General features: G+C 62.1%; 23 protein-coding genes and 1 pseudogene. 16 read left to right on the top strand and 8 right to left on the bottom strand.

Annotated elements, in window-relative coordinates; all coding sequences use genetic code 11:
- Window positions 1-2: 2 nt before the first annotated feature.
- The 5 genes from NKI20_RS28175 (at window position 3) to NKI20_RS28155 (ending at window position 4,982) form a co-directional block, all read left to right on the top strand.
- Entirely contained in the window at window positions 3-800 is a 798-nt protein-coding gene (locus tag NKI20_RS28175; protein ID WP_352836606.1) for an iron-sulfur cluster assembly protein, read from the top strand.
- 77 nt (window positions 801-877) lie between these two features.
- Window positions 878-2,509 (top strand): molecular chaperone GroEL, encoded by a 1,632-nt coding sequence (locus tag NKI20_RS28170; RefSeq protein ID WP_352836603.1) that lies wholly within the window; start codon window positions 878-880, stop codon window positions 2,507-2,509.
- Between the two features lie 38 nt (window positions 2,510-2,547).
- The gene (locus tag NKI20_RS28165) at window positions 2,548-3,591 is read left to right on the top strand and encodes an NAD(P)-dependent alcohol dehydrogenase (RefSeq protein WP_136619350.1); all 1,044 of its coding nucleotides are present in this window, start codon (window positions 2,548-2,550) and stop codon (window positions 3,589-3,591) included.
- Between the two features lie 73 nt (window positions 3,592-3,664).
- A complete protein-coding gene (locus tag NKI20_RS28160) occupies window positions 3,665-4,354 on the top strand; it encodes an MIP family channel protein (protein WP_352836600.1) in 690 nt (229 codons plus the stop codon).
- 43 nt (window positions 4,355-4,397) lie between these two features.
- On the top strand, window positions 4,398-4,982 hold the full coding sequence (locus NKI20_RS28155; RefSeq protein ID WP_352836597.1) for a DUF1097 domain-containing protein: 585 nt from the start codon (window positions 4,398-4,400) through the stop codon (window positions 4,980-4,982).
- Between the two features lie 108 nt (window positions 4,983-5,090).
- Here the strand turns inward: NKI20_RS28155 and NKI20_RS28150 are convergent.
- Window positions 5,091-5,366, bottom strand: a pseudogene (locus NKI20_RS28150) (transposase); the annotation flags it as partial.
- A gap of 220 nt (window positions 5,367-5,586) precedes the next feature.
- On the opposite strand from NKI20_RS28150, the gene NKI20_RS28145 reads away from it, so the two are divergent.
- From NKI20_RS28145 to NKI20_RS28105, 9 genes are all read left to right on the top strand, one after another.
- The gene (locus NKI20_RS28145; RefSeq protein WP_352836594.1) at window positions 5,587-6,576 is read left to right on the top strand and encodes an ABC transporter substrate-binding protein; all 990 of its coding nucleotides are present in this window, start codon (window positions 5,587-5,589) and stop codon (window positions 6,574-6,576) included.
- Between the two features lie 133 nt (window positions 6,577-6,709).
- Complete coding sequence (locus NKI20_RS28140) at window positions 6,710-7,522, top strand: ABC transporter permease (protein WP_245266712.1); 813 nt, start codon at window positions 6,710-6,712, stop codon at window positions 7,520-7,522.
- A 13-nt stretch (window positions 7,523-7,535) separates the two neighbouring features.
- Window positions 7,536-8,339 (top strand): ABC transporter ATP-binding protein, encoded by an 804-nt coding sequence (locus tag NKI20_RS28135; protein ID WP_352836591.1) that lies wholly within the window; start codon window positions 7,536-7,538, stop codon window positions 8,337-8,339.
- 92 nt (window positions 8,340-8,431) lie between these two features.
- On the top strand, window positions 8,432-10,036 hold the full coding sequence (locus NKI20_RS28130) for a GMC family oxidoreductase (protein ID WP_352836589.1): 1,605 nt from the start codon (window positions 8,432-8,434) through the stop codon (window positions 10,034-10,036).
- A 154-nt stretch (window positions 10,037-10,190) separates the two neighbouring features.
- The gene (locus NKI20_RS28125) at window positions 10,191-11,465 is read left to right on the top strand and encodes a flavin-containing monooxygenase (RefSeq protein ID WP_352836586.1); all 1,275 of its coding nucleotides are present in this window, start codon (window positions 10,191-10,193) and stop codon (window positions 11,463-11,465) included.
- A gap of 72 nt (window positions 11,466-11,537) precedes the next feature.
- Window positions 11,538-11,954 carry a RidA family protein gene (locus tag NKI20_RS28120; protein WP_352836583.1) on the top strand — a complete coding sequence of 139 codons (417 nt, stop codon included), beginning with the start codon at window positions 11,538-11,540 and terminating at the stop codon, window positions 11,952-11,954.
- A gap of 5 nt (window positions 11,955-11,959) precedes the next feature.
- The gene (locus NKI20_RS28115) at window positions 11,960-12,634 is read left to right on the top strand and encodes a DUF1028 domain-containing protein (RefSeq protein WP_352836581.1); all 675 of its coding nucleotides are present in this window, start codon (window positions 11,960-11,962) and stop codon (window positions 12,632-12,634) included.
- Window positions 12,635-12,661: 27 nt separating this feature from the next.
- Window positions 12,662-14,152 (top strand): aldehyde dehydrogenase, encoded by a 1,491-nt coding sequence (locus NKI20_RS28110; protein WP_352836578.1) that lies wholly within the window; start codon window positions 12,662-12,664, stop codon window positions 14,150-14,152.
- Window positions 14,153-14,202: 50 nt separating this feature from the next.
- Complete coding sequence (locus NKI20_RS28105) at window positions 14,203-15,138, top strand: LysR family transcriptional regulator (RefSeq protein ID WP_023760317.1); 936 nt, start codon at window positions 14,203-14,205, stop codon at window positions 15,136-15,138.
- Between the two features lie 12 nt (window positions 15,139-15,150).
- Here NKI20_RS28105 and argE read toward each other — a convergent pair whose 3' ends face one another.
- Window positions 15,151-16,317, bottom strand: coding sequence for an acetylornithine deacetylase (argE, locus tag NKI20_RS28100; protein ID WP_352836575.1), 1,167 nt, complete (start codon window positions 16,315-16,317; stop codon window positions 15,151-15,153).
- A 280-nt stretch (window positions 16,318-16,597) separates the two neighbouring features.
- Between argE and NKI20_RS28095 the strand changes: the two genes are divergently transcribed.
- Entirely contained in the window at window positions 16,598-18,667 is a 2,070-nt protein-coding gene (locus NKI20_RS28095) for an oxidoreductase (RefSeq protein WP_352836573.1), read from the top strand.
- Between the two features lie 78 nt (window positions 18,668-18,745).
- Here the strand turns inward: NKI20_RS28095 and NKI20_RS28090 are convergent, their stop codons facing one another.
- From NKI20_RS28090 to NKI20_RS28080, 3 genes are all read right to left on the bottom strand, one after another.
- Window positions 18,746-20,833, bottom strand: coding sequence for a sigma-54-dependent Fis family transcriptional regulator (locus NKI20_RS28090; protein ID WP_352836570.1), 2,088 nt, complete (start codon window positions 20,831-20,833; stop codon window positions 18,746-18,748).
- 101 nt (window positions 20,834-20,934) lie between these two features.
- Window positions 20,935-21,408 carry a hypothetical protein gene (locus NKI20_RS28085; RefSeq protein WP_352836568.1) on the bottom strand — a complete coding sequence of 158 codons (474 nt, stop codon included), beginning with the start codon at window positions 21,406-21,408 and terminating at the stop codon, window positions 20,935-20,937.
- Between the two features lie 189 nt (window positions 21,409-21,597).
- The gene (locus tag NKI20_RS28080) at window positions 21,598-21,903 is read right to left on the bottom strand and encodes a ribbon-helix-helix domain-containing protein (RefSeq protein ID WP_031260570.1); all 306 of its coding nucleotides are present in this window, start codon (window positions 21,901-21,903) and stop codon (window positions 21,598-21,600) included.
- A gap of 226 nt (window positions 21,904-22,129) precedes the next feature.
- On the opposite strand from NKI20_RS28080, the gene NKI20_RS28075 reads away from it, so the two are divergent.
- Entirely contained in the window at window positions 22,130-22,525 is a 396-nt protein-coding gene (locus NKI20_RS28075; RefSeq protein ID WP_352836565.1) for a VOC family protein, read from the top strand.
- A 291-nt stretch (window positions 22,526-22,816) separates the two neighbouring features.
- On the opposite strand, the gene NKI20_RS28070 is transcribed toward NKI20_RS28075, so the two are convergent.
- The 3 genes from NKI20_RS28070 to NKI20_RS28060 form a co-directional block, all read right to left on the bottom strand.
- Window positions 22,817-23,053, bottom strand: a complete 237-nt coding sequence (locus NKI20_RS28070) for a helix-turn-helix domain-containing protein (RefSeq protein ID WP_352836562.1) — start codon at window positions 23,051-23,053, stop codon at window positions 22,817-22,819.
- A 132-nt stretch (window positions 23,054-23,185) separates the two neighbouring features.
- Window positions 23,186-23,950, bottom strand: coding sequence for a hydroxymethylpyrimidine/phosphomethylpyrimidine kinase (locus tag NKI20_RS28065; protein ID WP_352836633.1), 765 nt, complete (start codon window positions 23,948-23,950; stop codon window positions 23,186-23,188).
- Window positions 23,941-24,189: thiamine phosphate synthase (locus NKI20_RS28060; RefSeq protein ID WP_352836559.1), on the bottom strand; the 249-nt coding region annotated here is incomplete at its 5' end. The genes NKI20_RS28060 and NKI20_RS28065, both read right to left, overlap by 10 nt.

Raw genomic sequence — 24,189 nt, 5'->3', positions numbered from 1 at the left:
CCATGGCAACCGCCAATGTTTCCGGCGACTGCCAGAAGGAACTCTGGCGGCGCCTTGGTGAGGTCAACGACCCGGAACTCGACGAACCCATCACCGAGATGGGCTTCGTCGAGCGGGCTGATGTGACAGGCGATGGCAGTGTGGATGTCGATTTCCGCCTGCCGACCTACTGGTGCTCGCCGAACTTCGCGTTCCTGATGCTGGACGGCGTGCGCAAGGCGCTCGACCAGCTCTCCTGGTCGCCGGCCTATCGCGTCAAGCTGCACGACCACATGTTCGCCGACGAGGTCAATCGCGGCATGGCGGAAGGCAAGAGCTTCGGCGATATCTTCGCCGTGCTTGCCGAGGATCAGGATCTCGGCGCCTTGCGCGAAACCTTCGCAATGAAGGCCTTCAAGCGGCGCCAGGAGGCAGTACTGCGCGGCCTCAAGGCGAACGGCCTGACCAATCGCGAAATCGTCGGCATGGACCTGCCGGCCTACGACGTCGCGCGGTTCGAGCCGGGCGAGGCGGCCAAACAGAAGCCGCGCTACCGGGCGGCGCTGCTCGAGCGGTTTCCGGACCGCCGGGTGGATGATTCCGTCTTCGTGACCTGGGAAGGGCTGCCCATACCGCCCGATGCACTCGGTGCCCATCTCGCCGAACTGCGCGGTGTGCGCATCAACATGGAGTTCAACGGCGCGCTGTGCCGGGGGCTCAAGCAGACCCGATACAAGGAACTGGATGTGGTCGACGGCGAACCGACGCTGGTCGATTTCATTCTGGATCGCGTGCCGGCACGAGCCGCGCCGACCGCCTGAAGCAGATCTGAAAGCAACGGCCTCCCTCGCACGAGGCCCCTAATCAACAACCCGCCCGTAAGGCGGAAGGAGGAACCATGCCCAAAATAATGCTTCACAATTCCGAAGCCCGCCGTGCTCTCGCCCGTGGTGTCTTTCGGCTCGCCGCTGCCGTCGAACCGACGCTCGGCCCCAAAGGCATGAACGCCATGATCGACCGGCCGATCGGCACCCCGATGGTGACACGCGACGGTGTCAGCATCGCCTCCGAGATCGAGCTGCACGACCGTTTCGAAAACATGGGCGCGCAAGTCGTCCGCGAGGTGTCGATGCAGACCAACGGGATCGCTGGCGACGGCACCACGACGGCCATCGTGCTCGCCAACGCGCTCATCCAGGGCGGCGTCGAGGCGAATGAGCGCGGCGTGAAATCCGTCGATCTGTGCAAAGGCATCGACCTCGCCGTGGCGGCGGTGGTGGCGGCACTCAAGGCCTCGGCCAAGCCGGCCAAGGGTAACGGCATCCTGGCGTCGGTCGCCAACATCGCGGCGACCAATACCAAGCTTGGCGCGCTCGTAGCGGAAGCCCATCAGCGGGTGGGCGCCGAGGGCGTCATCACCACCGACTTCAGCGTCACCACCGAGACCACGCTCGATGTCGTCGAGGGCATGTCCTTCGAACGCGGCTACCTCTCGCATCACATGGTGACCGATCAGGAGAAGATGGAGGCTGTGCTCGAACGGCCTTACATCCTGATGACCGACCTCAAGATCAAGGAGCCCGAACAGCTCGATGCTGTTCGCCGCATCGCCGACGAGGACGGCCGCCCACTGCTGATCGTGTCCGAGGAAATGTCGCCGGAAGTGGTGGTGACACTGCTCGGCAAGCAGGGACCGGGAAGATACCTCGTTGTCCATCCCCCGGAATATGGCCATTGGCGCAAGGCGATGATGGAGGACCTGGCCATCATCACCGGCGGCAAGGTGATCGCGCGCGATCTTGGCGGCCGGCTGGAGGATATCACCGCCGAGGATCTTGGTACGGCCGACCGGGTGAAGACCAGTTCGTCCTATACCTCCATCATTCGTGGCGGCGGCGATCATGCGGCCATCGCCTCGCGTCGCGCCCAGGTGCAGCGGCAGTATGAGGCTTCGCCGCCCAACATCGACCAGGACAAGCTGCGCGAACGCCTGGCCAAGCTCTCCGGCGGCACCGCGATCCTCTATGCCGGCGGCGTTACGCCGGTCGAGCAGAAGCGGACCATCCAGCTGATCGAGGATTCCTTGAACGCGGTGCGCGCCGCATCCGAAGAGGGCGTGGTCGCTGGTGGCGGCTCCGCACTCGCCCAAATCGCGCCGCTGCTCGACAAGGTAGCGGCTAGTGTCGATGGCGATGTCGCCGAAGGTGTGCGCCTGGTGCGCTCGGTGCTGTCGCGGCCGCTGTGGCGTATCGCCGCCAATGCCGGCGCCGATCCCGAAGCGGTTGTGGTCGAGGTCACACGCATCAATGGCGGCTACGGCTACAACGCGTCGACCGGCGCATATCAGAACATGTTCGAAGCAGGGATCATCGATCCGGTCCGCGTCACTTACACAGCACTCGCCAACGCAGCATCGGTGGCGACACTGATCCTGACCACAGAAACGCTGATTGGCCATCTCGCCGAGGATGAGGACCCGACGGCGGGGCCGGCACGTGGCGGCGGCTCCGAAAAGCTCGGCCGCGCCTGAAGCAATCCAGACAATCTCGACGTTGAAAGGACACAGCCATGAAAGCTGCCAGACTTTACGAGTACGACCCCAAGATGAACGTCCAGCTCAAGATCGAGGAGGTCAAGGCGCCGACGATCACCGCGCCCGACGAGGTGATCGTGCGGGTCGGAGCCGCCGGCCTCTGCCGCACCGATCTGCACATTATCGAAGGTGTGTGGAAGCCGACCATGGATCCCGAAGGCACGCTGTTGCCCTACATCATGGGACACGAGAATGCCGGCTGGGTCGAGGAAGTTGGCAGCGGCGTCAGATCGGTCAAGCGCGGCGACGCCGTGATCTGCCATCCCTTCCGCTCATGCGGCATCTGCCTCAACTGCCGCCATGGCGAAGACATGTATTGCGACAACGGCCAGTTTCCCGGCCTGGGCATGAATGGCGGCTTTGCCGAGTATTTCATCACCAGCGAGCGGTCGTTGATCAAGCTGAATGCCAACATCACGCCGATCGAAGTGGCGCCGCTGGCCGATGCCGGCATCACCGCCTACCGCGCCGCCAAACGTGCCGCAAAGCTGCTGCGGCCAGGCAGCTATTGCGTGCTGCTCGGCATAGGCGGGCTCGGCCACATCGCGCTGCAGTCGCTGCACGCGATCTCGGGTTGCCGCATCATCGCCGTCGATCGCGAGCCGGCGGCGCGGGTGCTGGCCAAGGACCTTGGCGCCGATTTCATCCTCGATGGCGGGCCAAATGTTGTCGAGGAGGTCGCCCAGATCACCGGCGGCGGCGCCCATGTGGTGATCGACTTCGTTGGTGAACTCGGGGTCGAGAACATCTGCTGGAAGATGGTGCGCAAGGGCGGGCAACTGTTCGTCGTCGGCTATGGCGGCAACATCAACGTGCCGACCGCGCATCTCGTCATCGAGGAGATCAACATCGGCGGCAGCCTGGTCGGCAATTTCACCGAGCTCGTCGAACTGATGGAGCTCAACGCCGACGGCAAGGTGAAGATGCACTACACCGAATACAATCTCGCCAGCATCAACACCGCGCTCGACGATTTCAAGAACCGGCGCTTCACCGGGCGTGGCGTCATCGTACCCTGAAACATTTGGACCGGACTTCGCGCGAACGGGCGCGGCGTCCGGTCCCCACCATCATCCAGAGGGAGAGAAAAATATGAACAAATACATCTGTGAATTCATCGGAACCTTCGCGCTGGTCTTCTTCGGCTGCGCGACGGTTCTGTTCATGCGCTCCGAGGTCGGTTTGCTCGGCGTCGCCATGGCCTTCGGCCTGTCGGTGGTGGCGATGGCGTATTCGGTCGGACCGATTTCGGGCGCCCATCTCAATCCGGCCGTCAGCCTCGGCTTCTTCGTCTCAGGCCGCATGAAATCGAATGACCTCATCGGCTATGTGGTCGCGCAATGCACGGGGGCAATTGTTGCATCGGCGGTGCTCTACGTCATCGCACAAGGCAAGGGCGGAGGCTTTGACGTGGCGGCGAATGGCTTCGCCCAGAATGGCTGGTCGACCTACTCAGTGACCTCGGCGTTCCTGTTCGAAGTGGTCGCCACGTTCCTGTTTCTGCTCGTCATCCTTCGCGCCACCGCCGAAGGCGGCGCCGGTCCTCTGGCTGGCCTGGCAATCGGGCTGACGCTGGTCATGATCCATCTCGCCGGCATTGCCGTCTCCGGATCGTCGGTCAATCCGGCCCGCTCGCTCAGTCCGGCGCTCTTTGCCGGTGGAACCGCTCTATCGCAACTCTGGCTCTATATCGTGGCGCCGTGCCTTGGCGCGGCCGCTGCCGGACTGGCATTGCGCGCCGGGGTGATCGGCGCGAGCGAACCGGCGGCTCAGCCGGCCTGATTGCTTGCCGGCAAGCTTTTTCCTGAACCCTGTGGCTGATGCCATGGCGTTTTCCATGTCGGGACGTCAGCGAAGCGCGATCCCGAAACGAGATTCTTTGCTTCGAGCTTTGGAAAAACGGGAGGACAATATGGATCTTATCACAGGGTTGGCCGTCGTCATCGGCATTATGGGCGGCATTGCAACGTGGGCGGCGATCACCATCGGCAACCCCTATTTGCTGATCTGGGCGGTATTTGTCGGCTGGGGAAGTTTCTATCACTGTGGCGGCAAGGAAGCCGGTTTCAAGAATTCGGCGGTTGCAAACCTCTGGGGAGCGATCTGCGCCGCTGGCGCACTGATAGCACTGACGTCTATTGGTGTTACGGCGATCATGGCCGGTATTTGCGTCGGCATTTCAATCGTCGTCCTGATTCTCGCCGCCAAGCTGCCGTTGCTCAGCGCCATTCCATCAGCGGTCTACGGCTATGCAACGACCGCCGCGCTTTATTTACTTGGTGCCGCCGCCTACGGCGAAGGCATCAGCGGCATTACCAAGGTCGCGGCGGCTGTGGTTGTCTCGCTGATCATCGGCAACATTCTCGGCTATCTCTCGGAGAAAGTGACAGGTGCTGTCGTAAAGGCCTGATCGATCCGGCGATCGCTGCCTGAAGGCGTTTTTGCATCGACGCACTTCCCCGCTCCGCGACGGGCGAATGCCGCTTTTTCTGTCGGTGAGCGACCCGAGGTCTACCTTTCATGTTTTGACGGAAGCATATCCAGCGTTGTTGAAGTGGTTTGCACATTCGTCTGGCTTGATAGTGCCGACGAGTGTGCCGAGATGGCGCCAAGTGTCTTCTACGGTGCGCTTCTGGGCGTGTCGCATCCACTGCTTGATCTTGGCGAAAGTCTGCTCGATCGGGTTGAGATCGGGCGAGTATGGCGGCAGGAACCAGAGCTTTGCGCCGGCGGTGCCCTGATCGCATGACGGATGGCTGCAACTGCCCAAATTGTCCATGATCACGATGTCGCCAAGGTCAGGCGGGCACGGCCGGCGCCGGCTTGGTTAGGCCTAGCCTAAGCAGAATTATCGAAAATCATTATTTGTGCATCGCACACAGCGTGCTTTGCTCCATCAGCCGGCTGAAAGAGAAACATAAAGAACGTCAGGCGGCAGCCTTCGGCGATGCGTCCGAAGCGGCTTTGTTATGGCGCGGATAACGCCTGACCTCAGAAAAATACAGGGGAACGTGATGACGACAATAATCTCGAAGTTTCGCCACGCCGCGCTTGCGGCCGGCATTGCCCTGAGCGCCCTTTCGGTGAGCCTCCACGCCGAAGCCGGCAGCTTGAAGCTGGGCATGACGACCTGGGTCGGATACGGCCCGCTCTTCCTTGCCCGTGACATGGGCTACTTCAAGGAAGGCGGCCTCGATGTCTCGCTCGAAATCATCGAGGAAGCATCGATGTACATGGCGGCCGTCGCCGCCGGCGAGCTCGACGGCAGCGCCTCGACCATAGATGAAATCATGAAGTACCGTTCCAAGGATGTCTGCTTCAAATCGGTCTATGCCCTCGATGATAGCCATGGCGGCGACGGCGTTCTGGCGCCCAGCGAGGTCGAGAGCGTCGCCGATCTCAAGGGCATGGAGGTTGGGCTGAACGAAGGCTCGGTGTCCCAGTTCTGGTTCAACATCCTGCTCAAGCAGGCCGGTCTCAGCCAGGCTGACGTGAAGGTCACCAACATGACGGCCGACGACGCTGCCGCCGCCTTCATGGCCGATCGCATTCCTGTTGCCGTCACCTGGGAGCCGCATCTGACACTGGCCAAGAAGGCAAACAAGGGACAGGTCCTGATCGACTCCTCGAAGACGCCGGGCCTGATCGTCGATGTGGTGGCGCTGAATTGCGACTACATCACGAAGAACCCTGGCGATGTCGAGGCGTTGGTAAAGGGGCTCTACAAGGCCAACGAGTTCATCAAGGAAAATCCTGAGAAGGCTTACGAGGTGATGGCCAAGGGTGTCGGCGGCTGGCTGAAGGATCCGAAGGACTTCGCCTCCTCCGCCGCTGGCGTGAACTTCTACGGCAAGGCGCGCAATGCCGAATTTTTCGCCGGCGGCGAGAGCGGTGATGCTGGCAAACTGATCAAGCTGGGCGGCGACGTCTGGGGCGGCTTCGGCAAGCTCAAGATGGACATCAAATACGACGACCTGGTCGATCCGTCTTTCCTTACGAAGTGATCCGGCCTTGTAAAGTCAGTTCGCTGGACCGCAGGCCGAGCCTCGCGCCTGCGGTCCTAGCCGTCCAAAGGGTTCCCCTGTGACATTGGCACCGAATGCAACGTCTCCCATCAGCCATATCGTGACTGCGAGCGTGGAAACAAATCAGCCCGGTCGATCCGCCTGGAAAGCTGTCACCACGCCTTTTCGGGCCGTGTCGCGCCCTCTCTCCATCACGCTCAGCGTCTTGGTCTGGGGCGCGGTCATCGGTGGCTGGTTCGCTTTGACCTATTCCGGAGCGGTCAAGGAAATGTTCCTGCCGCGCCCCGAATCCGTATTGTCCACCACCATCAGCATGGCGCTTGACGGCTCCTTGTGGGAGCACGTCCTGGCCAGCGTCCAGGTGGTGCTGATCGGTTTCGTCATTTCGACCATCGTGGCGGTACCGCTCGGATTGACGATGGGCACCTACCGCGTCGTCCAGGCCGCGCTCGATCCGCTCGTCAATTTCATCCGCTATCTGCCGGTGACGTCCTTCGTCCCGCTTTTCATCCTGTGGATCGGCATCGGCATCGAGCAGCGCGTTGCCGTCATCATCTTCGGTATCTTCTTCCAGCAGCTGGTAATGATCGCCGACAGCGCCCGCGGCGTTCAGCGCGACCTCGTCAACGCAGCCTATACGCTCGGCACGAAACGCGGCGACACGGTCTTTCATATCGTATTTCCGGCCACGCTTCCGAATGTGCTCGACGTGCTGCGCGTCACCATGGGCTGGGCCTGGACCTATCTCGTCGTTGCCGAACTCGTCGCCGCGCGCAGCGGACTTGGCTACATCTCGCTCAAGGCCATGCGCGGCTTCCAGGTCGACGTGATCTTCATGGCCATCGCCATGATCGGCATCCTTGGTCTTTGCACCGACCAACTGTTCCGGGGCATCCGCCGCCTCGTCGCTCCCTGGGCCAATTGAGGAGCTCGCTGACATGGACACTCTTACCCTCGCGACGAAACCGAAGAGTTCCGACATCGGCATTGACAATGTCGTCCTGCGTTACGGCACGGGCGACAATGCCGTGCTGGCACTGGACGGCATCTCGTTCCATGTCGTACCCAATGAGTTCTGCGTGATCGTCGGCCCATCCGGCTGCGGCAAGTCGAGCCTGCTCTATCTTGTCGCCGGCCTCGAGGAACGCACCGGCGGCATGATCTCTGTCGGCGGCACGCCGGTTACCGAGCCAGGCCCGGATCGCGGCATGGTGTTTCAGGCCTATACGCTGTTTCCCTGGCTAACGGTGGCGCAGAACGTCGAATACGGTCCGAAGCGCAAGGGCATGCCGGCGGCCGAGCGCAGGGCCATCGTCGAGCATTTTCTCCATGAGGTCGGCCTTGCGAAATTCGCCAACCATTATCCCTCGCAGCTGTCGGGCGGCATGAAGCAGCGCGTGGCGATTGCCCGCGCGCTTGCCAACGATCCGCAGGTGCTGCTGATGGACGAGCCCTTCGGAGCGCTCGACAGCCAGACCCGCCACAGCATGCAGAAGCTTTTGCTGAGGATCTGGGATCATTCCAAGAAAACGGTCCTGTTCGTCACCCACGACATAGACGAGGCCATCTTGCTGGCGGACCGGGTGCTCGTCATGTCGGGCCGGCCCGGCCAGATCAAGAAGGAAATCCACGTCGGTCTCCCGCGCCCGCGCAGCATGGATCTGGTCATGGAGCCGAACTTCATCGCCATGAAGCGGGAAATCCTCGAGCTCTTGAAGAACGACGAAGACGACGAGCACTAATGCATGTCGCCCAAATGACCTCGGTTTTGGACGACGACAGGCATGACACAAAGATCAGCGGTTTTCGGGGTGGATCATGAAACAGGCATTGCATGAACATCGAGGCCGCGGAATTCGACTATATCGTCATTGGCGCGGGCTCGGCCGGTTGTGTCGTAGCCAACAGGCTGAGCGCTAATCCCGCCAGCCGCGTCTGCCTGATCGAGGCCGGCGGCAGCGACGACCGCACCCGGGTGCGCGTGCCGGCTGGCATTCTCTCGCTCTACGGCAATCCAAACTTCGACTACGGCTACAAAAGCGTGCCGCAGCCGCTGCTCAACAATCGCCGCATACCGGTCAACCGGGGCAAGCTTCTTGGCGGGTCGAGTTCGATCAATTCCATGGTCTACATTCGCGGCGCCGCGCAGGACTACGACGAATGGGCAGCACTTGGCTGCGCGGGCTGGTCCTATGCCGACATACTGCCGGTCTTCAAGAGGTTGGAGCGAAACCTTCTGCCGCAGAACCCCGCCTATCACGGCTTCGACGGCGAACTGCTGGTCGACAATCCGCGCGATCCCAATGTCGTGTCCAGGCTGTGGGTAGAGGCGGGCCGAGGCATCGGCCTGCACGAAAACCGCGACTTCAACGCCGATAGCCAACTCGGCCTCGGTATCTACAATGTCACCCAGAACAAGGGGGAACGCTTTTCGGCCTACACCGCCTTCGTCCGGCCGGTTCTCGGCCGCCCAAATCTCCAGGTGCTGTCAGGAGTCGAGGTGCTTGATGTGGTGGTTGAAAGTGGACGCGTCGCCGGCGTCAATGTGATCAGGGACGGAGCTGCCCAACGGCTCGCATGCCGTGCCGAGTTGGTCCTGAGCGCGGGCGCGATCGGATCGCCACGCATCCTGCTTGCTTCCGGCATCGGCCCGGCGGAGGAGTTGAAGGCGGCGGGGATAGAACCGGTCATGAACGTGCCGGGCGTCGGCAAGAACCTGCGCGACCATGTCGACGGCATGATCACGGTGCGATCGAACAGCACCAGGACGCTTGGTCTGTCGATTGCCAACCTGCCGGCGATGCTGGCGGCGCCGTTCCAGTATTTCGCCCGGCGCAAGGGCATGCTGACGACCAACTATGTCGAGGCCGGCGGCTTCGCGAAGACGAAATATGCCGGCAGCATTCCCGATGTCCAGTTCCACTTTGTCCCCGGCTACCGCAGCCATCGCGGCCGGCTCGTCGAATATGGCCACGGTTACGCCGTGCACACTTGCGTGCTGAGGCCCGGGAGCGTCGGCGAAATCACGCTCGAGCGCGACGGCACCCGCCGCAACGTGCTGATAGATCATCGTTTCTTTAGTGATGAGCGGGATGCCCTGATCCTTGTCGAGGGCATCAAGCTGGCCCGCTCGATCCTGGCTTCTCCAGCCTTTGGCGGTATTCGCGGACCGGAAATCCTGCCTGGGCCGGATGTCGTCACCGACGACGAGATCCTCGCCTATCTGCGTGCCGAGGCACTGACGGTCTATCACCCGGTCGGCACCGCCAAGATGGGCAACGACATCATGGCGGTGGTCGACCCTGCCGGGCTCAAGGTGCGCGGCTTCGACAATCTGCGAATCGCGGACGCCTCGATCATGCCGACACTGATCGGCGGCAACACCAATGCGCCATCCATGATGATCGGCGAAAAAGCGGCTACAGCGATGTTGTCGTAGCCGTCCACTGGGACGCGGCCATTCGGCATTTAGGGACAAGCTAACCACTGCCACGTGAAATCGTAATTTTCGCTATCCAGTCCCTCCAGTACACCAGCGATCTGACCTCCTCGCATCCGCAAAAAATCTTTGGGGAGCTGAAAAGGGCACTGAAATGTCGGTCGAAAAAATAAACACGCTTGTTGTTGGCGGCGGCCAGGCAGGGCTGGCCATGAGCGAACATCTGCGCAAGTGCGATGTGCCGCATCTTGTCCTTGAGCGGCATCGCATCGCCGAACGCTGGCGCTCGGAAAGGTGGGACTCCCTGGTTGCCAACGGACCTGCCTGGCACGATCGTTTTCCGGGCATGGAGTTTCCGGATACCGATCCCGATGCCTTTGTCTCCAAGGAGGAGGTTGCCGACTACTTCGTCGCCTACGCGGAAATGATCTCAGCGCCCATCCGCTGCGGCGTGGATGTCGAGAAAGTGCAGAGGCTTGTCGGCCGTCCCGGCTTCCGGGTCGAAACCTCAGGCGGCGTCATCGAGGCCGCCAACGTGGTCGCCGCCACCGGGGCCTTCCAGCACCCTGTCATGCCGAGCATCGTGCCTCAGGATGCACGGCTCATGCAGCTCCATTCCAGCGCCTATCGCAACCCCGACCAGCTGCCCAGGGGCGCGGTCCTGGTGGTCGGGTCGGGCTCCTCGGGAGTGCAGATCGCGGACGAACTTCTGCGCGCGGGAAGGAACGTCTACCTCTCGGTCGGGCCGCATGATCGTCCTCCCAGGGCCTATCGCGGCCGCGATTTCTGCTGGTGGCTGGGGGTCCTCGGCAAGTGGGACGCCCAAGCGCCGGCGCCTGACACGGAGCACGTCACCATCGCGGTGAGCGGCGCGCGCGGCGGCCAGACGATCGATTTCCGGCGCCTTGCCGCGCAGGGCATGAAGCTCGTCGGCCGGACGGAACTGTACAAGGATGGCGTCATGACCTTCGCACCCGACCTTGCCAGGAACATCGCCCGCGGCGATGCCAACTACATGTCGCTGCTGGACGAAGCCGACGCCTATGTTGCCCGCAACGGCCTCGACCTTCCGGAAGAGCCGGCTGCCCGCAAGATCGAACCGGACCCGCCATGCCTGACTGATCCAATTCTCGACCTGGACCTCGCCAAGGCCGGAATAGCCTCGATCATATGGGCGACGGGATTCAGCTTCGATTACAGCTGGCTGAAGGTCGACGTGTTCGGCGAAAAGGGCAAGCCGAGGCATCAGCGCGGTGTCTCGAGCGAGCCGGGGATCTATTTCCTGGGTCTGCCGTGGCAGTCAAGGCGCGGGTCAAGCTTCATCTGGGGCGTCTGGCACGATGCCAAGCATCTGGCGGACCATATTTCCACGCAGCGCAAGTACCTGACCTATCATGCGTCCGCGAAACGCCAGATCAGGGCGGCATAGCGAGGGCCGGCGGCAGCCTGGCGCTGTGAGCGACGATATTCCGATGAAGAGCCCGATCCGATGGAGACCAGGATGGCGCACACAAGAATCCGTAAGTTCAATACGAAAGACACCTATCCCGAGCAGAAGCTCGACAATGATCTGTGTCAGGCGGTGGTCACGCGGGGCGGCCGGACGGTCTATCTGCGTGGCCAGTGCCCGCAGGATCTCGACACGGCCAAGAATATCGACAGCCATGATCCGGCCGAGCAGACCCACAAGGTGATGCAGAACATCAAGCAGCTCATCGAAGAGTGTGGAGGCAAGATGGAGCATCTGGTCAAGGTGGTCGTCTACATCACCGACGTGCGCCATCGCGAGGCGGTCTACCGCACCATGGGCGAGTACATCAAAGGGGTGCATCCCGTTTCGACCGGCCTTGTCGTGCAGGCCCTGGCGCGGCCCGACTGGCTGGTCGAGATCGACGGCACCGCTGTCATCCCGGACTGACGCTGATGACCTTTTCCATTGTCGCGCGGTGCAGCCGCACCGGAATGTTCGGCGTCGCGGTGTCGTCTTCCTCTCCGGCGGTGGCGGCGCGCTGCGCCTATGCGCAAGCGGGCGTGGGTGCGGTTGCAAGCCAGAACGTCACCGATCCGACGCTCGGCACAAGGGGGCTCGAGCTGCTGGCGCGCGGTGCCTCGGCCGCCGAGGCGGTCGCCATCCTGAAGCGCACCGGCACCTACAGCGAATACCGGCAGGTGCTGGCCGTCGATGCCGCCGGGACCACCGCCATTCATTCCGGGCCTAAGGCGCTTGGCATCTGGGCGCAAGCGCATGCGGAGAATGTCGCCTGCGGTGGCAATATGCTCGCCCACGATGGCGTGCCACAAGCCATGGTCGAGGCCTTCCTGGCTTCTGAAGGGCATCTCGGCGACCGCCTGATCGCGACCATGCGCGCCGCGCTGAAAGCGGGTGGCGAGGCCGGTCCGGTCCATTCGGCTGGAATGAAACTGGTGCGCGAGGTCGCATGGCCCGTCGCGGACCTGCGCTGCGACTGGAGCGAAAGCTGCCCGATCGAGGAGCTGGCGGCCTTGTGGGATCGCTACAAGCCGCAACTCGATGCCTATGTGACCCGAGCGATCAATCCGTCCGACGCGCCGAGCTACGGCGTGCCGGGCGACGAGTAACCTGCACGCTCGGGGGAGGGCAGCCAAATGAGCGAACTCAGTCACAAGGACTGGATCAGCAAAGCATCCGCGATCCGTTTTCGCGACAAGGCGTTCATCGACGGCAAGACGGTCGCGGCCCGTTCGGGCCGCACCTTCGCCAGCATCAATCCGGCCACCGGCGAAACGCTGGCCGAGGTGGCGTCGTGCGGCGAGGAAGATGTCGATCTGGCTGTCGCCGCTGCGCGCCGCAGTTTCGAGGCCGGCGTCTGGTCACGCACCAGCCCGGCGCACCGCAAGGAGGTGCTGTTGCGGCTGGCGCGGCTGCTGCGCGAAAACCTGCAGGAGCTGGCCCTGCTCGAGTCGCTCGACATGGGCAAGCTCGTCACGGATGCGGCGACTGTCGATGTCCCCGGTTCGGCGGCGATCTTCCAGTGGTATGGCGAGGCCATCGACAAGATCTATGACGAAGTGGCGCCGACCGGCGGCAGCGATCTGGTGCTGGTGCGGCGCGAACCGCTCGGCGTGATCGGCGCCGTGGTGCCGTGGAATTTCCCGCTCGACATGGCGACCTGGAAGTGCGCACCCGCGCTGGCGGCGGGCAATTCGGTGGTGCTGAAGCCCGCCGAGCAGTCGCCCTTCTCGGCGCTCCGGCTGGCGGAACTCGCGATGGAGGCAGGCCTGCCTGCCGGTGTGCTCAACATTGTGCCTGGCCTTGGCGAGACAGCCGGGCAGGCGCTCGGCCGCCACATGGACGTGGATTGCCTTGCCTTCACCGGATCGACATCAGTCGGCAAGATGTTCCTGCAGTATTCGGGTCAGTCGAACATGAAGCAGGTCTGGCTCGAAACAGGCGGCAAGAGCCCGAACCTCGTCTTCGCCGATTGCGGCGATCTCGATGCGGCGGCCGACATGGCGGCGTTCGGCATCTTCTTCAACCAGGGCGAGGTTTGCTCGGCCAATTCGCGCCTGCTCGTTGAACGCTCCATCAAGGATGTCCTCCTGGAGAAGCTGGCACAGCGCGCGGCGGCCACCCAGCCTGGCGATCCGCTCGACCCGGCCTCGAAAATGGGCGCCATGGTCGATGCCCGCCACACGACTAACGTCATGCGGTTCGTCGAGGCCGGCAAGAAGACCGCGCGCCTGGTCGCCGGCGGCGATCGGGTCACGGTGAACGGCCGCGGCAGCTTCATACAGCCCACCATCTTCGACAATGTCGCCCATGACGACCCGATTGCCAGGGATGAGATATTCGGACCGGTGCTTTCCGTCATTGCCTTCGACGATGAAGAGGAGGCCATCCGTATTGCCAATGACAGCCCGTACGGACTGGCGGCATCCTTGTGGACCGACAGTCTTTCGCGCGCGCACCGCGTCGCCGCTCGTCTTCGCGCCGGCACGGTTTCCGTCAATACGGTCGATGCGCTGAGCCCGATGACCCCGTTCGGCGGCGTCAAGCAATCCGGCTTCGGCCGCGACCTGTCGCTGCATGCGCTGGACAAATACACCGCGCTGAAAACGACATGGATCAAATATTGAGCCAAGGCGAGCGCTTGATCGCAACGCCCAAACCGGCAACATAGCCGCCCATGCCGCTACGCTTTACACTGAGACAACTGGAATATTTCGTCGCCGTCGGCGAAGCCGGCTCTATTACCAAGGCGGCCGAACAGGTCAATGTTTCGCCGCCTTCGATCTCGGCATCCATCGCGCAACTGGAGGCCGAATTCGGCGTCCAGCTTTTCGTTCGCAAACATTCGCATGGCCTGTCGCTCACGGCCGGCGGGCGTGTTTTCCTCAAGGAGGCCGCCAGGCTGCTTGCCGACGCCGACGCTCTGCACGATATCGCCGGCGACATCGCCGAGAAGGTGCGCGGGCCACTGGCGATAGGATGCCTGCTGACCTTCGCGCAGATCGTCTTGCCGACGCTGCGCATGAAGTTCGAGCGCGCCTATCCCGAGGTACGGTTCAGGCAGTTCGAACGCAACCAGGGCCAGCTGCTCGAAATGTTGCAGCGAGGCGAAATCGACGCGGCGCTGACCTACGATCTCGAACTGTCGCAGGACACGACTTTCGAACCGCTGATGCTCGTGCCGGCCTATGTCATGCTGCCGCAGGGGCACCGCTTCGCCAGCAAGGCTTCCATCACGACGGAAGAACTGGCCGACGAACCGATGGTGCTGCTCGACCTGCCCTATAGCCGCGAATATTTCCTTTCGGCTTTTCATTCGCAGGGGATCCGACCGAACATTGCCGAGCGCACCGGCGACATCGCGGTTATGCGTTCGATGGTCGCGAACGGCTTCGGCTATGGCATCGCCAACATGCGGCCGCTCAATACGCTGGCGCCCGACGGCAAGCCGCTGGTGTTCGTGCCTCTGGAAGGCGATTTGCGGCCGCTTACCATGGGGATCGCGCTGCCCAACGCCGAGCACCGCACGCAGACGGTGCAGGCATTCATCGATCATTGCCGCCGTTTTGTCGTCGAACAAGGCGTGTTCGGGAGTGGGCGGGTCGTGGAATAGCGGCAGCCTCTATCAGGCGGCGTGAAACTGGTGATCTGAAAGCCGCCGCAGCAGATTGTCCAGCATGTCGTCGCAGCGGCGCATCTGTTCGACGCTGACGAATTCGTCCGGTCTGTGTCCTTGCACCATCGAGCCCGGTCCGCACACGATCGTCGGCGTGCCGAGATCGCGGCTGAACAATCCACCTTCGGTACCGAAGGCAACCTTGATGGTGTCGTTGGCACCGGTCAGCGACTTCACGAAGGCCACGGCCTGCGAATTGGCCGGCGTGTCCAGACCCGGATAGGTGTTGGTGATCTCGATGTCGATGGCAGCCTCAGGCGCAATCGCTGAAGCGGCAGCGGCAATGCGCGCCGCCTCCGCGCGCAGGCGCTCGAGGATTTCGTCGGGATTGTCGGCCGCTATATTGCGGATCTCGAAGTCGAGCTGACAGAGGTTCGGCACGATGTTGAGCGCCACGCCGGCATTCATCTTGCCGACGTGGACGGTCGTGTAGGCAATGTCGTAGTCGCCGTCGCGCGCGCCATCGACCGCCAGCCGGTCTTGTTCGCCGCGCAGTGCGGAGACGAAGTCGCAGCCCAGATGAATGGCGTTGAGCGCCAAGGGGGCCAGCGCCGAATGGCCTTCCCGTCCCCTACAGATGGCGCGAGCGGCAAGCTTGCCCTTGTGGCCAGTCGCCACCTGCATGCTGGTCGGCTCGCCGACGATGCACAGCAATGGCCGTAGCGGCGCAGCCCGTAGCATGTCGATCAGGCTGCGCACGCCGATGCAGCCGACCTCCTCGTCATAGGAAAGCGCTAGATGCAAGGGCGTTTGCAGAGTCATTTTCGAAGCTTTGAGACACGCCGCAAGCGCGCAGGCCACAAAACCCTTCATGTCGGCCGCGCCGCGGCCGTAAAGCTTGCCGTCTCGCGCGGTCATCTCGAAGGGCGGCAGCGTCCAATCCTGGCCGTCGATGGGCACGACATCGGTATGGCCGGACAGCATGACGCCAGGAGTATCGGCCGGCCCGATGGTGGCGAACAGGTTCGCCTTGTGGCCATCCGCGCTGCGGATTACCTGGCAAGCAATGCCCTGTGCCGCCAGCAGGTCACTCACATAGCCGATGAGGTCGAGGTTGGAGTCGCGGCTCACCGTCGGGAATGCGATCAGCTTTTCAAGGATTTGGATGCTGTCCATGCGTTGTATGTCTCCTTGGCCGTGCGTGCTATCTAGCATCGCGTCGCCACGGCCTTGAAGTCGCATTTGGCTCAGCTGGGATTCACCGGATGCTAATCCAGGCGGCCGGGGCTGATTAGGCGCGTCCTAATCGGCACAGAAGAAATCTGTAGTTTTCCGGCACGCATCGCAACTTATGAGTAGTTTGACGGCATCTACAAGCTGGGCAGACCAGCTTGCGCCAAGGGTCAAAACCACCGCAGCACATGCCGCGATGCGACCTTGGCAGGAAGGAAGCACCATGCGTGATCCACGCTACGACATTCTGTTCGAGCCGGTGAAAATCGGTCCGGTGACCGCCAAGAACCGCTTCTACCAGGTGCCGCACTGCAATGGCGGTGGCTATCGCGATCCGTCGGCCGCGGCCGAGATGCGACGCATCAAGTCGGAAGGGGGCTGGGGCGTCATCTTCACCGAGCAGACAGAGATGCACCACACCTCGGAGATCACGCCTTTCATCGAGCTCAGGCTGTGGGACGACGCTGATATTCCAGCGCTCGCCAAGATGGCCAGCGCCATGCATCAGCATGGCGCGCTGGCCGGCGTCCAGCTGGCCTATTCAGGCATCAATGGCCCGAACCTCTACACCAAGGAAGTGCCGCGCGGGCCGTCGGCCTTGCCGATCCGGACCTTCACCAACGATCCGGTTCAGGCGCGCGCCATGGACAAGCAGGACATCCGCGACCTACGCCGCTGGCACCGCAACGCTTTCAAACGCGCCAGGTTGGCTGGCTTCGACCTGGTGTGTCTCTACGGCGCGCATGGCTTCGGCATCATCCAACACTTCCTGTCCACCGCAACCAACCAGCGTAGCGACGAATATGGCGGCTCCCTGGAAAACCGCTCGCGGCTGATGCGCGAACTGATCGAAGAGGGCAGGGATGCCATTGGCGACACTTGCGGCCTGACGCTGCGGCTGTCGCTGGACGAGATGATCGGCGAGCTTGGCTTCGCCAATTCCGAGGTGCGCGACATGATCGAGATGCATGCCGATCTGCCCGATCTCTGGGATCTGGCGCATGGCGCCTGGGAGGATTGTTCGGGGCCGTCGCGGTTCAAGGAGGAGGCCGCGCAGGAAAGCCTCGTCTCCGGCATCAAGAAGCTGACCTCGAAGCCGGTCGTGGGTGTCGGTCGCTTTACGTCGCCGGATGTCATGGTGAAGATGATCAGGTCTGGCACGCTTGATTTCATCGGCTGCGCGCGACCGTCGATTGCCGATCCGTTCCTGCCGAAGAAAGTGGAAGAAGGGCGCATCGAGGACATTCGCGAATGCATCGGCTGCAACATCTGCATCACCGGCGACATGACCATGTCGATCTCGCGCTGCACGCAGAACCCGACCTTCATGGAGGAATGGCGCAAGGGCTGGCACCCGGAGCGCATGCAGCCCAAGGGCGACAGCGAGAGCGTGCTGATCGTTGGCGCCGGTCCGGCCGGGCTTGAAGCAGCTCGCGCGCTCGGCCTGCGCGGCTATCAGGTCGCCATTGCCGAGACTGGCACCGAACTCGGCGGCCGCGTCGCGCGCGAATGCCGCCTGCCCGGGCTCTCGGCCTGGGGCCGCGTACGCGATTATCGCCAATACCAGCTCAGCCAGATGCCCAATGTCGACATCTATTTCGAAAGCCGGTTGTCGGCGCAGGACATCCTGGCCTTCGGCTTTCAGAACATCGCCCTCGCCACCGGCTCGACATGGCGGCGTGACGGGGTGGCGCGCGCCCATGTGGTGGCGATGCCGATCAGCCCGGCCATGCCGGTCTACACGCCGGACGATCTGATGGGTGGCAATGTGCCTGCCGGCAATGTCGTGCTGTTTGACGACGACCACTATTACATGGGTGGCGTTCTGGCCGAGTTGATCGCGCGCAACGGCGCCAAGGTGACGCTGGTGACGCCGTCCGCCTATGTATCGGACTGGACTCGCAACACCTTGGAGCAGGGCGCAATCCATCGCCGTCTGGCCGAGCTCGGCGTCGAGATCGTGCTGAACCGGACCGTTACGCGCGTCGTGCAAGGCGGCGTTGCCACTGCCTGCGCCTACACCGGCGCCGAACGCGAGGTCGCCGCCGACGCCGTGGTGCTGGTGACGTCGCGCCAACAGGAGGACCAGGTCTGGCGCGAGTTGAAAGCGCGGCGGCACGAATGGGCCGACAAAGGCATTCGCTCGATCAAGGTCATCGGCGATGCCGAGGCGCCAGGTCCGATCGCCTGGGCAACCTATGCCGGCCATCGCTTCGCGCGTGAGCTGGACGAACCCGATATCGGTGATGCGCTGCCGTTCCGGCGGGAAGTCACGGCCCTGGCTGCGGAATAGGGTTGGGAACCACGATCCAATCCATCGAGTTGCCGTTGATTCCGACAGATGCTGTAGACGAGCGGCGCTAGTCTTAGTCTAGAGGAAACCGCGGCGGATGCCGTATTGTCCGAGCTTGCGATAGAGCGTCGGGCGCGAAATACCGAGCCTCAGAGCAACTTTGCTGAGATTGCCACTCTCCGCGGCAAGCGCGTTCTTGAGCGCCTGGCATTCTGCATCCTCGAATGTGCAAACTGGTGCTTCGAGCATGGCTGCGGGATGATCGTTGTGCCCGATCATAGTGTTGCGATTGCCCGCACTGATTTCTCCAGGAAGATCCGAGAGCTCGACAGTGCCGCCACGCGCCAGAATGTGCAACCGCCCGACGAGGTTCTTCAGTTCGCGCACATTACCCGGCCAATGGTAGGCGAGCAGGACCTCGAGCGCTTCCTGCGAGAATTCCAGCGGGTCCTCGCCTGCTGCGGTGGCGATCTGCCGGTTGAAATGTTCGATCAGCAGCAGCACGTCCTCGCCGCGCTCGCGCAGCGGTGGGACGGTGATCGAGACCGCGCCGATTCGATAGTAGAGATCGCGACGGAAGCGGCCTGCGGCAACTTCCTGGTGGAGATCGCGATTGGTCGAGGCAACCAGGCGCACATCCACCGGGCGACCACGGCTGTCGCCAATGCGGTTGACCACGCGCTCTTCCAGGACACGCAGCAGAAACGGCTGGATCTCAAGCGGCAATTCGCCGATCTCATCGAGGCTGAGCACGCCGCCGTTGGCGAGCTCGAAAACGCCCGGCTTGCCTTCACGCGAGGCGCCGGTAAAGGCGCCGGCGACATGACCGAACAATTCGCTGCCGAAAAGGTCCTTGGTAATCGCCCCGCAATTCATTGCGATGAACGGATCATTCGCCGTGCGCTGGCTGCCTGCATGGACAAGGCGTGCAAACAGCTCTTTTCCAACACCCGTCTCACCTTCGACCAATAGCGAAGCGGCACTGTTCGATTGAGCGACGCGACAGGCGACATCAATGGCGGCCCGCAACGCTTCGCTTTCGCCGACAATCATGGCAACAGCATCCCGAAGATGCTTGTTCATTTCCCGGTGGACCACCGCCACGCTTGAGACCGCCGGCACGGGGGGGAACACCAGCGCAGCGCCGCGAAGGTCCCCGTCAAGCTTGAGCGGCGTAATGTGGCAGGATCGCAGATGTGCCGGAAGCGCTCTGGCGAGGTCGGCGTCGGAGCCGGAGGACGGAAGGTTCATCAACCAACGGCCACGGCCTGGCTCCATCGGGCCGTCCCTCATCTCGGTGGTCTCGCCATCGGGCACGTTGTTGCAGAAGATGGCGCGGCCGCGATGGTCAACGATGACCAGCCCGTCTTTTCGGCGGTAGGTTGGAGCCGAAGCGATGAAGGCTTCGAGCAGACGTGTGCGCTGTTCCTGCTGCTGTTCGGCCAATGCCTTTTCGATCTGCCGGGCCGTGGCGGCAACGAGCGCGGTGTTGTGCGGCCGGAAGATAGGCGAATAGCCTGACAAGTCGACGACCCCGATGATCTTGCCATCCAGTGGATCGCGGATCGGCGCGCCGGCGCAAGTCCAGGATTTGATCCCGGCGCAGAAATGCTCGGCCGCATGGACAAAAGTTGGCTCCCCGGTCCACAGCGCGGTGCCGATTCCGTTGGTTCCGACTGCGTCTTCGTTCCACTTACCGCCGATGCCGAGGTGGATATCCATGCCGTCATGCAGCGTCTTCTTGTCGCCGATGGCGTCGATCAGCACACCGTCGCTGTCGGCCAGAACCAGCATCGCGCCTGTCCCGTCCAGCAACTGGCCAAGGGAAGCGAATGACCGGCGCGCCGCCGAGAGCAATTCGGCGTTGGCGCGGGTCAGATATTCGATCTCGTCGCGATCACTGCTCAGCGGCGCTTCAATACCTTGAGCGTTGATGCCGCCGGAGGCACTGCGATACCACGAATCATGAATGAGGGAGCGGACGTGGCTTGGGTGGACAGGATCGCGGGCACTTTTGGGCTCGTCGGCCAGAAAATTTTCCCAGGCGCGCATGGTGGCACGCTCGTCATAATCGATGTTGCCCAGAACCATTTGCCTGGCTGCCGCCGACGCATGTGCTGGAAGAGCATCGATCTTCATCTGATTGGAGCTTATCTGGCGTTTCATTCAGTCATCACAGAACCTTTGAGGCATGCCATTTCTGTATGCTGTCGCGTCGTACCCGGCGCGGATTGGACGTGCACAAGCACACCCGGGCGTCTGCACGGTCAGTTGATGCCGAGTTTCGCGCCGATGTCGGCGGCAAGCTGTTCCTCGGTATAGGTGGCGGCGAGATGGGCCCCGTCTAATTCGGCAAGCGCCGCAGCGATGGATTCGTCGACCGGCGAGAAAAAGCCATTCTGCTTCGTCGCCAGGACGAAGATCTGGTTGCCACCTCGGTTACGGACATCGCCGATGTGATGAAGCTGGCGGCCGGTGTTCTGATCCTTCGAGATTACACGGCCGTTCATGGTGACGTGGATGGACGGCTTGGCTTCAGCCACGGGCGCCGTGCTGCCGCCGACATGGATGATAAGGCCTTCAGCTTTCGGCTGCTGGCGTGGCTTTCTCGAAGCCGAATAGCCACCGCCGCTGATCTGGTCGGCAAGGCGAACGATGGTCGAGCGGTTCTGCTCGATCAGTTTTTTGACCTGTACGTCCTCGCGCCGCGGGCCGTCCCGCTTAGAGAAAATCTCAACCATGAATCCTCCCAGATTCGCTCCGGCGTCGCCGTTGGTGCGGCTTATTTCTTGTTATGAGATGAACTCTATACCGCCTCTGTCAAGTTCGCCATTCCTTATCACATAGCGCCAAAATTCGGTTTGCTGGTAGCAGGCGGCTGCTACACGGGTTTTTCCGGTACCCGGAGTTTTTGAGAAAATGCCCGCGGGTCAGGCTGCCTTGTTCGTGAATTCCGAGGGTTTGCTGTCGAGTGCTTGTCTGTCGCGCAGATAGAGCGCGCACGTGGTGCGCAGCATGGAGGCAAAGTTCGGGATTTGGCCGTTGATCTCCAGCGCTTCGTCGTAAAGCGTTGAGAGGAATTTCGGCGCCGTCATCCCTTGCCCACGGGCGATCTCGTCCAACAGGGTCCAAAAAGTAGCTTCGAGTTGGATGCTCGTCGAATGGCCGCCTATTCGAACTGAGCGATTGATCAGCCGATAGCCTTCCGGATCCTGCCCGGCAAAGACCTGACACATGCGAAGACCTCCCTTTTGATGCCGCTGGGCGAAAGCATTCCAGCGCCTATTCGGCCCGATGATACCAAACAGAAGCGCATTTTCCACTGCATTTGCAGTGGCTGCAATCGGACCTGCTGGCCAGACCATCCTTCAGCCAATTACTCGACGTGGTAACCGGCTGCCACCCCTTTTTGCGCCAATGGGCCACGTTGTTCGAAATCTGGCGGCAGACTGGAGGCTCCCTTTGGCGAAAGCAATTCATTCGATGATCCGGGTCGTGGACGAGCACCTGTCGGTCAGTTTCTACAAGAGCGCATTTGGACTCGATGTTGCGGACCGGCTGGATTTTGACACGTTCACTCTGGTTTATCTGCGCAATGCGGAAGCCGATTTCGAGCTTGAACTGACGATCAACAAGGGCAGGGAAGAGCCCTACGCGCTTGGCGATGGTTATGGCCACATGGCATTTTGCGTTGACGATATCGAGGCAGAGCACAAGCGCTTGGCGGCGGCAGGTTTCAATCCGCGAAGAATTGTTGAGTTCAACCACGAAGGCGGGCTGCTTGCGCGGTTCTTTTTCGTCGCCGACCCCGACGGTTACCAGATCGAAGTGCTGCAGCGCCACGGACGTTACCAATAGTGCGCTGCGCCCGGATGTGGCAGTGCAATCTGACTTTGCTGTCGGCCAGTCTAACCGTCGAGAACCGTCTTAGTATTCGGTCGACGTGCATCACCGCCAAGGCTTGAGCGGCGGAGCTTCGTTCGAGCACAGCCATGGAAAACGAACGGCATGATCGTCGGCAGCCGCATAGGAGTGCGGCTGGTCGGTGAGGAGCGCGCGGACTCCCCGGCTTGCAAGACTAATCGTTGCGGAGCCGACCGATCGTCCAGGACCACATCTCGAACATGGTTCGGCCGGAGGTCGCTGTCATCAGTTTCGCCTCGCTCCTTTGCGGGGGTTTACCAAAGCGTTGCTGGTTTGGTCCGTTCGATCGTTTCGTCTGTGATTTTCTTCCGAAGTTTGGCCCAGCAAATCGGTGACGGAGAGCGAGAACGCGAAGGCGAGCCGGCACAAGACTCCAACGCTTGGGTTTGCCTTTGCCTGTTCGATGGCCACAACGGTGCCCTTCGACAGACCCGCGCGCCTTGCAAGCGCATCAAGGCTCATATTCTGCAATCGCCGCAAATGCTGCACTTAACGAAAGCGCCGTTCCCGTACTGGCGGACATTAATCGTTCGCGGACAGAGCGCTGAATATCTTGATTGTTGGCCCGCCGCGATTGGATTGATCGAGGCAAAGTCAATTTCGTCCGACTGCATTCTTTCGCAGCCTCTTGAAAACAAACAGCTTGCCTTCGCGCACGCTGTCTTCAATTGAGGTCTTTGCCAGATGTGCCGCAATCGCGCTGGCCAGCATGCAGCCCGTCCCGCGCATCGATACGGCAAGGCGCGGCATGTCAAAGCGGATTGGTTCTTGATCCAAGCGCAACAGAATATCGGTCGATCGAAGTCCCGCCGCGTGGCCGCCCTTGATCAGCAGGGCCTGCATCCCGGCCACCAGCAATTCCTGGCCTTGCCACACTGCGCCGTCTTCATCCACCGCTGGCTCTAAGCCAACAAGATGCGCCAGCTCGATGAGATTGGGTGTGACGAGGCGGCAAAGGGGCATCAGGTCGCGTTTCATGGCGGCGATGGCCCTTGCGTCCAGCAGCGCCCGGCCTGACGTCGTGGCCAGCACCGGGTCGAGTACTGCCGGCACCTGTGGATTTTCGCGTAGCACAGCCGCGACGGCAACGACGACCTCAGCCGTTGCCAGCATGCCGATCTTGATTGCCGCCACCTTGTTGGCCTGCAGCGCGGCGCGCATCTGATTGGCCACAAGATCGGGCTGAGAAGGATGGATTTCCATGACGGCGTCGTGCGTTTGCACCGTCAGCGCTGTGACGGCCAGGCAGGTGCGCACGCCAATGGAAGAGATCGTCTCGATATCGCGTGCAATTCCAGCCCCACCGCTGGAGTCTGATCCGCCGACCACGAGCACATGCGGTTCTCGGCTCAGCGCCATGGCTTTGTCTTTTCGATCCATTCTCGCGTGCGCGCTTCGGGATCGGCATTCAACGTGATGTCGGTGACCACCGCCGCGCTGTCCGCACCAGCCTTGAAGACACCGTCGAGCCGGTCAGGGGTGAGGCCGCCTATGGCGACTAGGGGAATGGGTACCACCCGATGCTTCCACTCGCTGATCCGCTCGAGCCCTTGCGGCGCCCATTTCATCTGCTTCAGGACGGTGGGATAGATGGGGCC

The sequence above is a fragment of the Mesorhizobium sp. M0830 genome (assembly GCF_040319965.1).
Taxonomy (GTDB): Bacteria; Pseudomonadota; Alphaproteobacteria; order Rhizobiales; family Rhizobiaceae; genus Mesorhizobium.
The sequence above is the reverse complement of the archived record's forward strand: the minus strand, read 5'-3'. Positions and strand labels throughout refer to the sequence as shown.

Excerpts from the sequence above, each read along its gene's own strand:
- NKI20_RS28175 (WP_352836606.1), top strand. The coding sequence starts at position 3 with ATGGCAACCGCCAATGTTTCCGGCGACTGCCAGAAGGAACTCTGGCGG.
- NKI20_RS28170 (WP_352836603.1), top strand. The coding sequence starts at position 878 with ATGCCCAAAATAATGCTTCACAATTCCGAAGCCCGCCGTGCTCTCGCC.
- NKI20_RS28165 (WP_136619350.1), top strand. The coding sequence starts at position 2,548 with ATGAAAGCTGCCAGACTTTACGAGTACGACCCCAAGATGAACGTCCAG.
- NKI20_RS28160 (WP_352836600.1), top strand. The coding sequence starts at position 3,665 with ATGAACAAATACATCTGTGAATTCATCGGAACCTTCGCGCTGGTCTTC.
- NKI20_RS28155 (WP_352836597.1), top strand. The coding sequence starts at position 4,398 with ATGGCGTTTTCCATGTCGGGACGTCAGCGAAGCGCGATCCCGAAACGA.
- NKI20_RS28145 (WP_352836594.1), top strand. The coding sequence starts at position 5,587 with ATGACGACAATAATCTCGAAGTTTCGCCACGCCGCGCTTGCGGCCGGC.
- NKI20_RS28135 (WP_352836591.1), top strand. The coding sequence starts at position 7,536 with ATGGACACTCTTACCCTCGCGACGAAACCGAAGAGTTCCGACATCGGC.
- NKI20_RS28130 (WP_352836589.1), top strand. The coding sequence starts at position 8,432 with ATGAACATCGAGGCCGCGGAATTCGACTATATCGTCATTGGCGCGGGC.
- NKI20_RS28125 (WP_352836586.1), top strand. The coding sequence starts at position 10,191 with ATGTCGGTCGAAAAAATAAACACGCTTGTTGTTGGCGGCGGCCAGGCA.
- NKI20_RS28120 (WP_352836583.1), top strand. The coding sequence starts at position 11,538 with ATGGCGCACACAAGAATCCGTAAGTTCAATACGAAAGACACCTATCCC.
- NKI20_RS28115 (WP_352836581.1), top strand. The coding sequence starts at position 11,960 with ATGACCTTTTCCATTGTCGCGCGGTGCAGCCGCACCGGAATGTTCGGC.
- NKI20_RS28110 (WP_352836578.1), top strand. The coding sequence starts at position 12,662 with ATGAGCGAACTCAGTCACAAGGACTGGATCAGCAAAGCATCCGCGATC.
- NKI20_RS28105 (WP_023760317.1), top strand. The coding sequence starts at position 14,203 with ATGCCGCTACGCTTTACACTGAGACAACTGGAATATTTCGTCGCCGTC.
- argE (WP_352836575.1), bottom strand. The coding sequence starts at position 16,317 with ATGGACAGCATCCAAATCCTTGAAAAGCTGATCGCATTCCCGACGGTG.
- NKI20_RS28095 (WP_352836573.1), top strand. The coding sequence starts at position 16,598 with ATGCGTGATCCACGCTACGACATTCTGTTCGAGCCGGTGAAAATCGGT.
- NKI20_RS28090 (WP_352836570.1), bottom strand. The coding sequence starts at position 20,833 with ATGAAACGCCAGATAAGCTCCAATCAGATGAAGATCGATGCTCTTCCA.
- NKI20_RS28085 (WP_352836568.1), bottom strand. The coding sequence starts at position 21,408 with ATGGTTGAGATTTTCTCTAAGCGGGACGGCCCGCGGCGCGAGGACGTA.
- NKI20_RS28080 (WP_031260570.1), bottom strand. The coding sequence starts at position 21,903 with ATGTGTCAGGTCTTTGCCGGGCAGGATCCGGAAGGCTATCGGCTGATC.
- NKI20_RS28070 (WP_352836562.1), bottom strand. The coding sequence starts at position 23,053 with ATGAGCCTTGATGCGCTTGCAAGGCGCGCGGGTCTGTCGAAGGGCACC.
- NKI20_RS28065 (WP_352836633.1), bottom strand. The coding sequence starts at position 23,950 with ATGGCGCTGAGCCGAGAACCGCATGTGCTCGTGGTCGGCGGATCAGAC.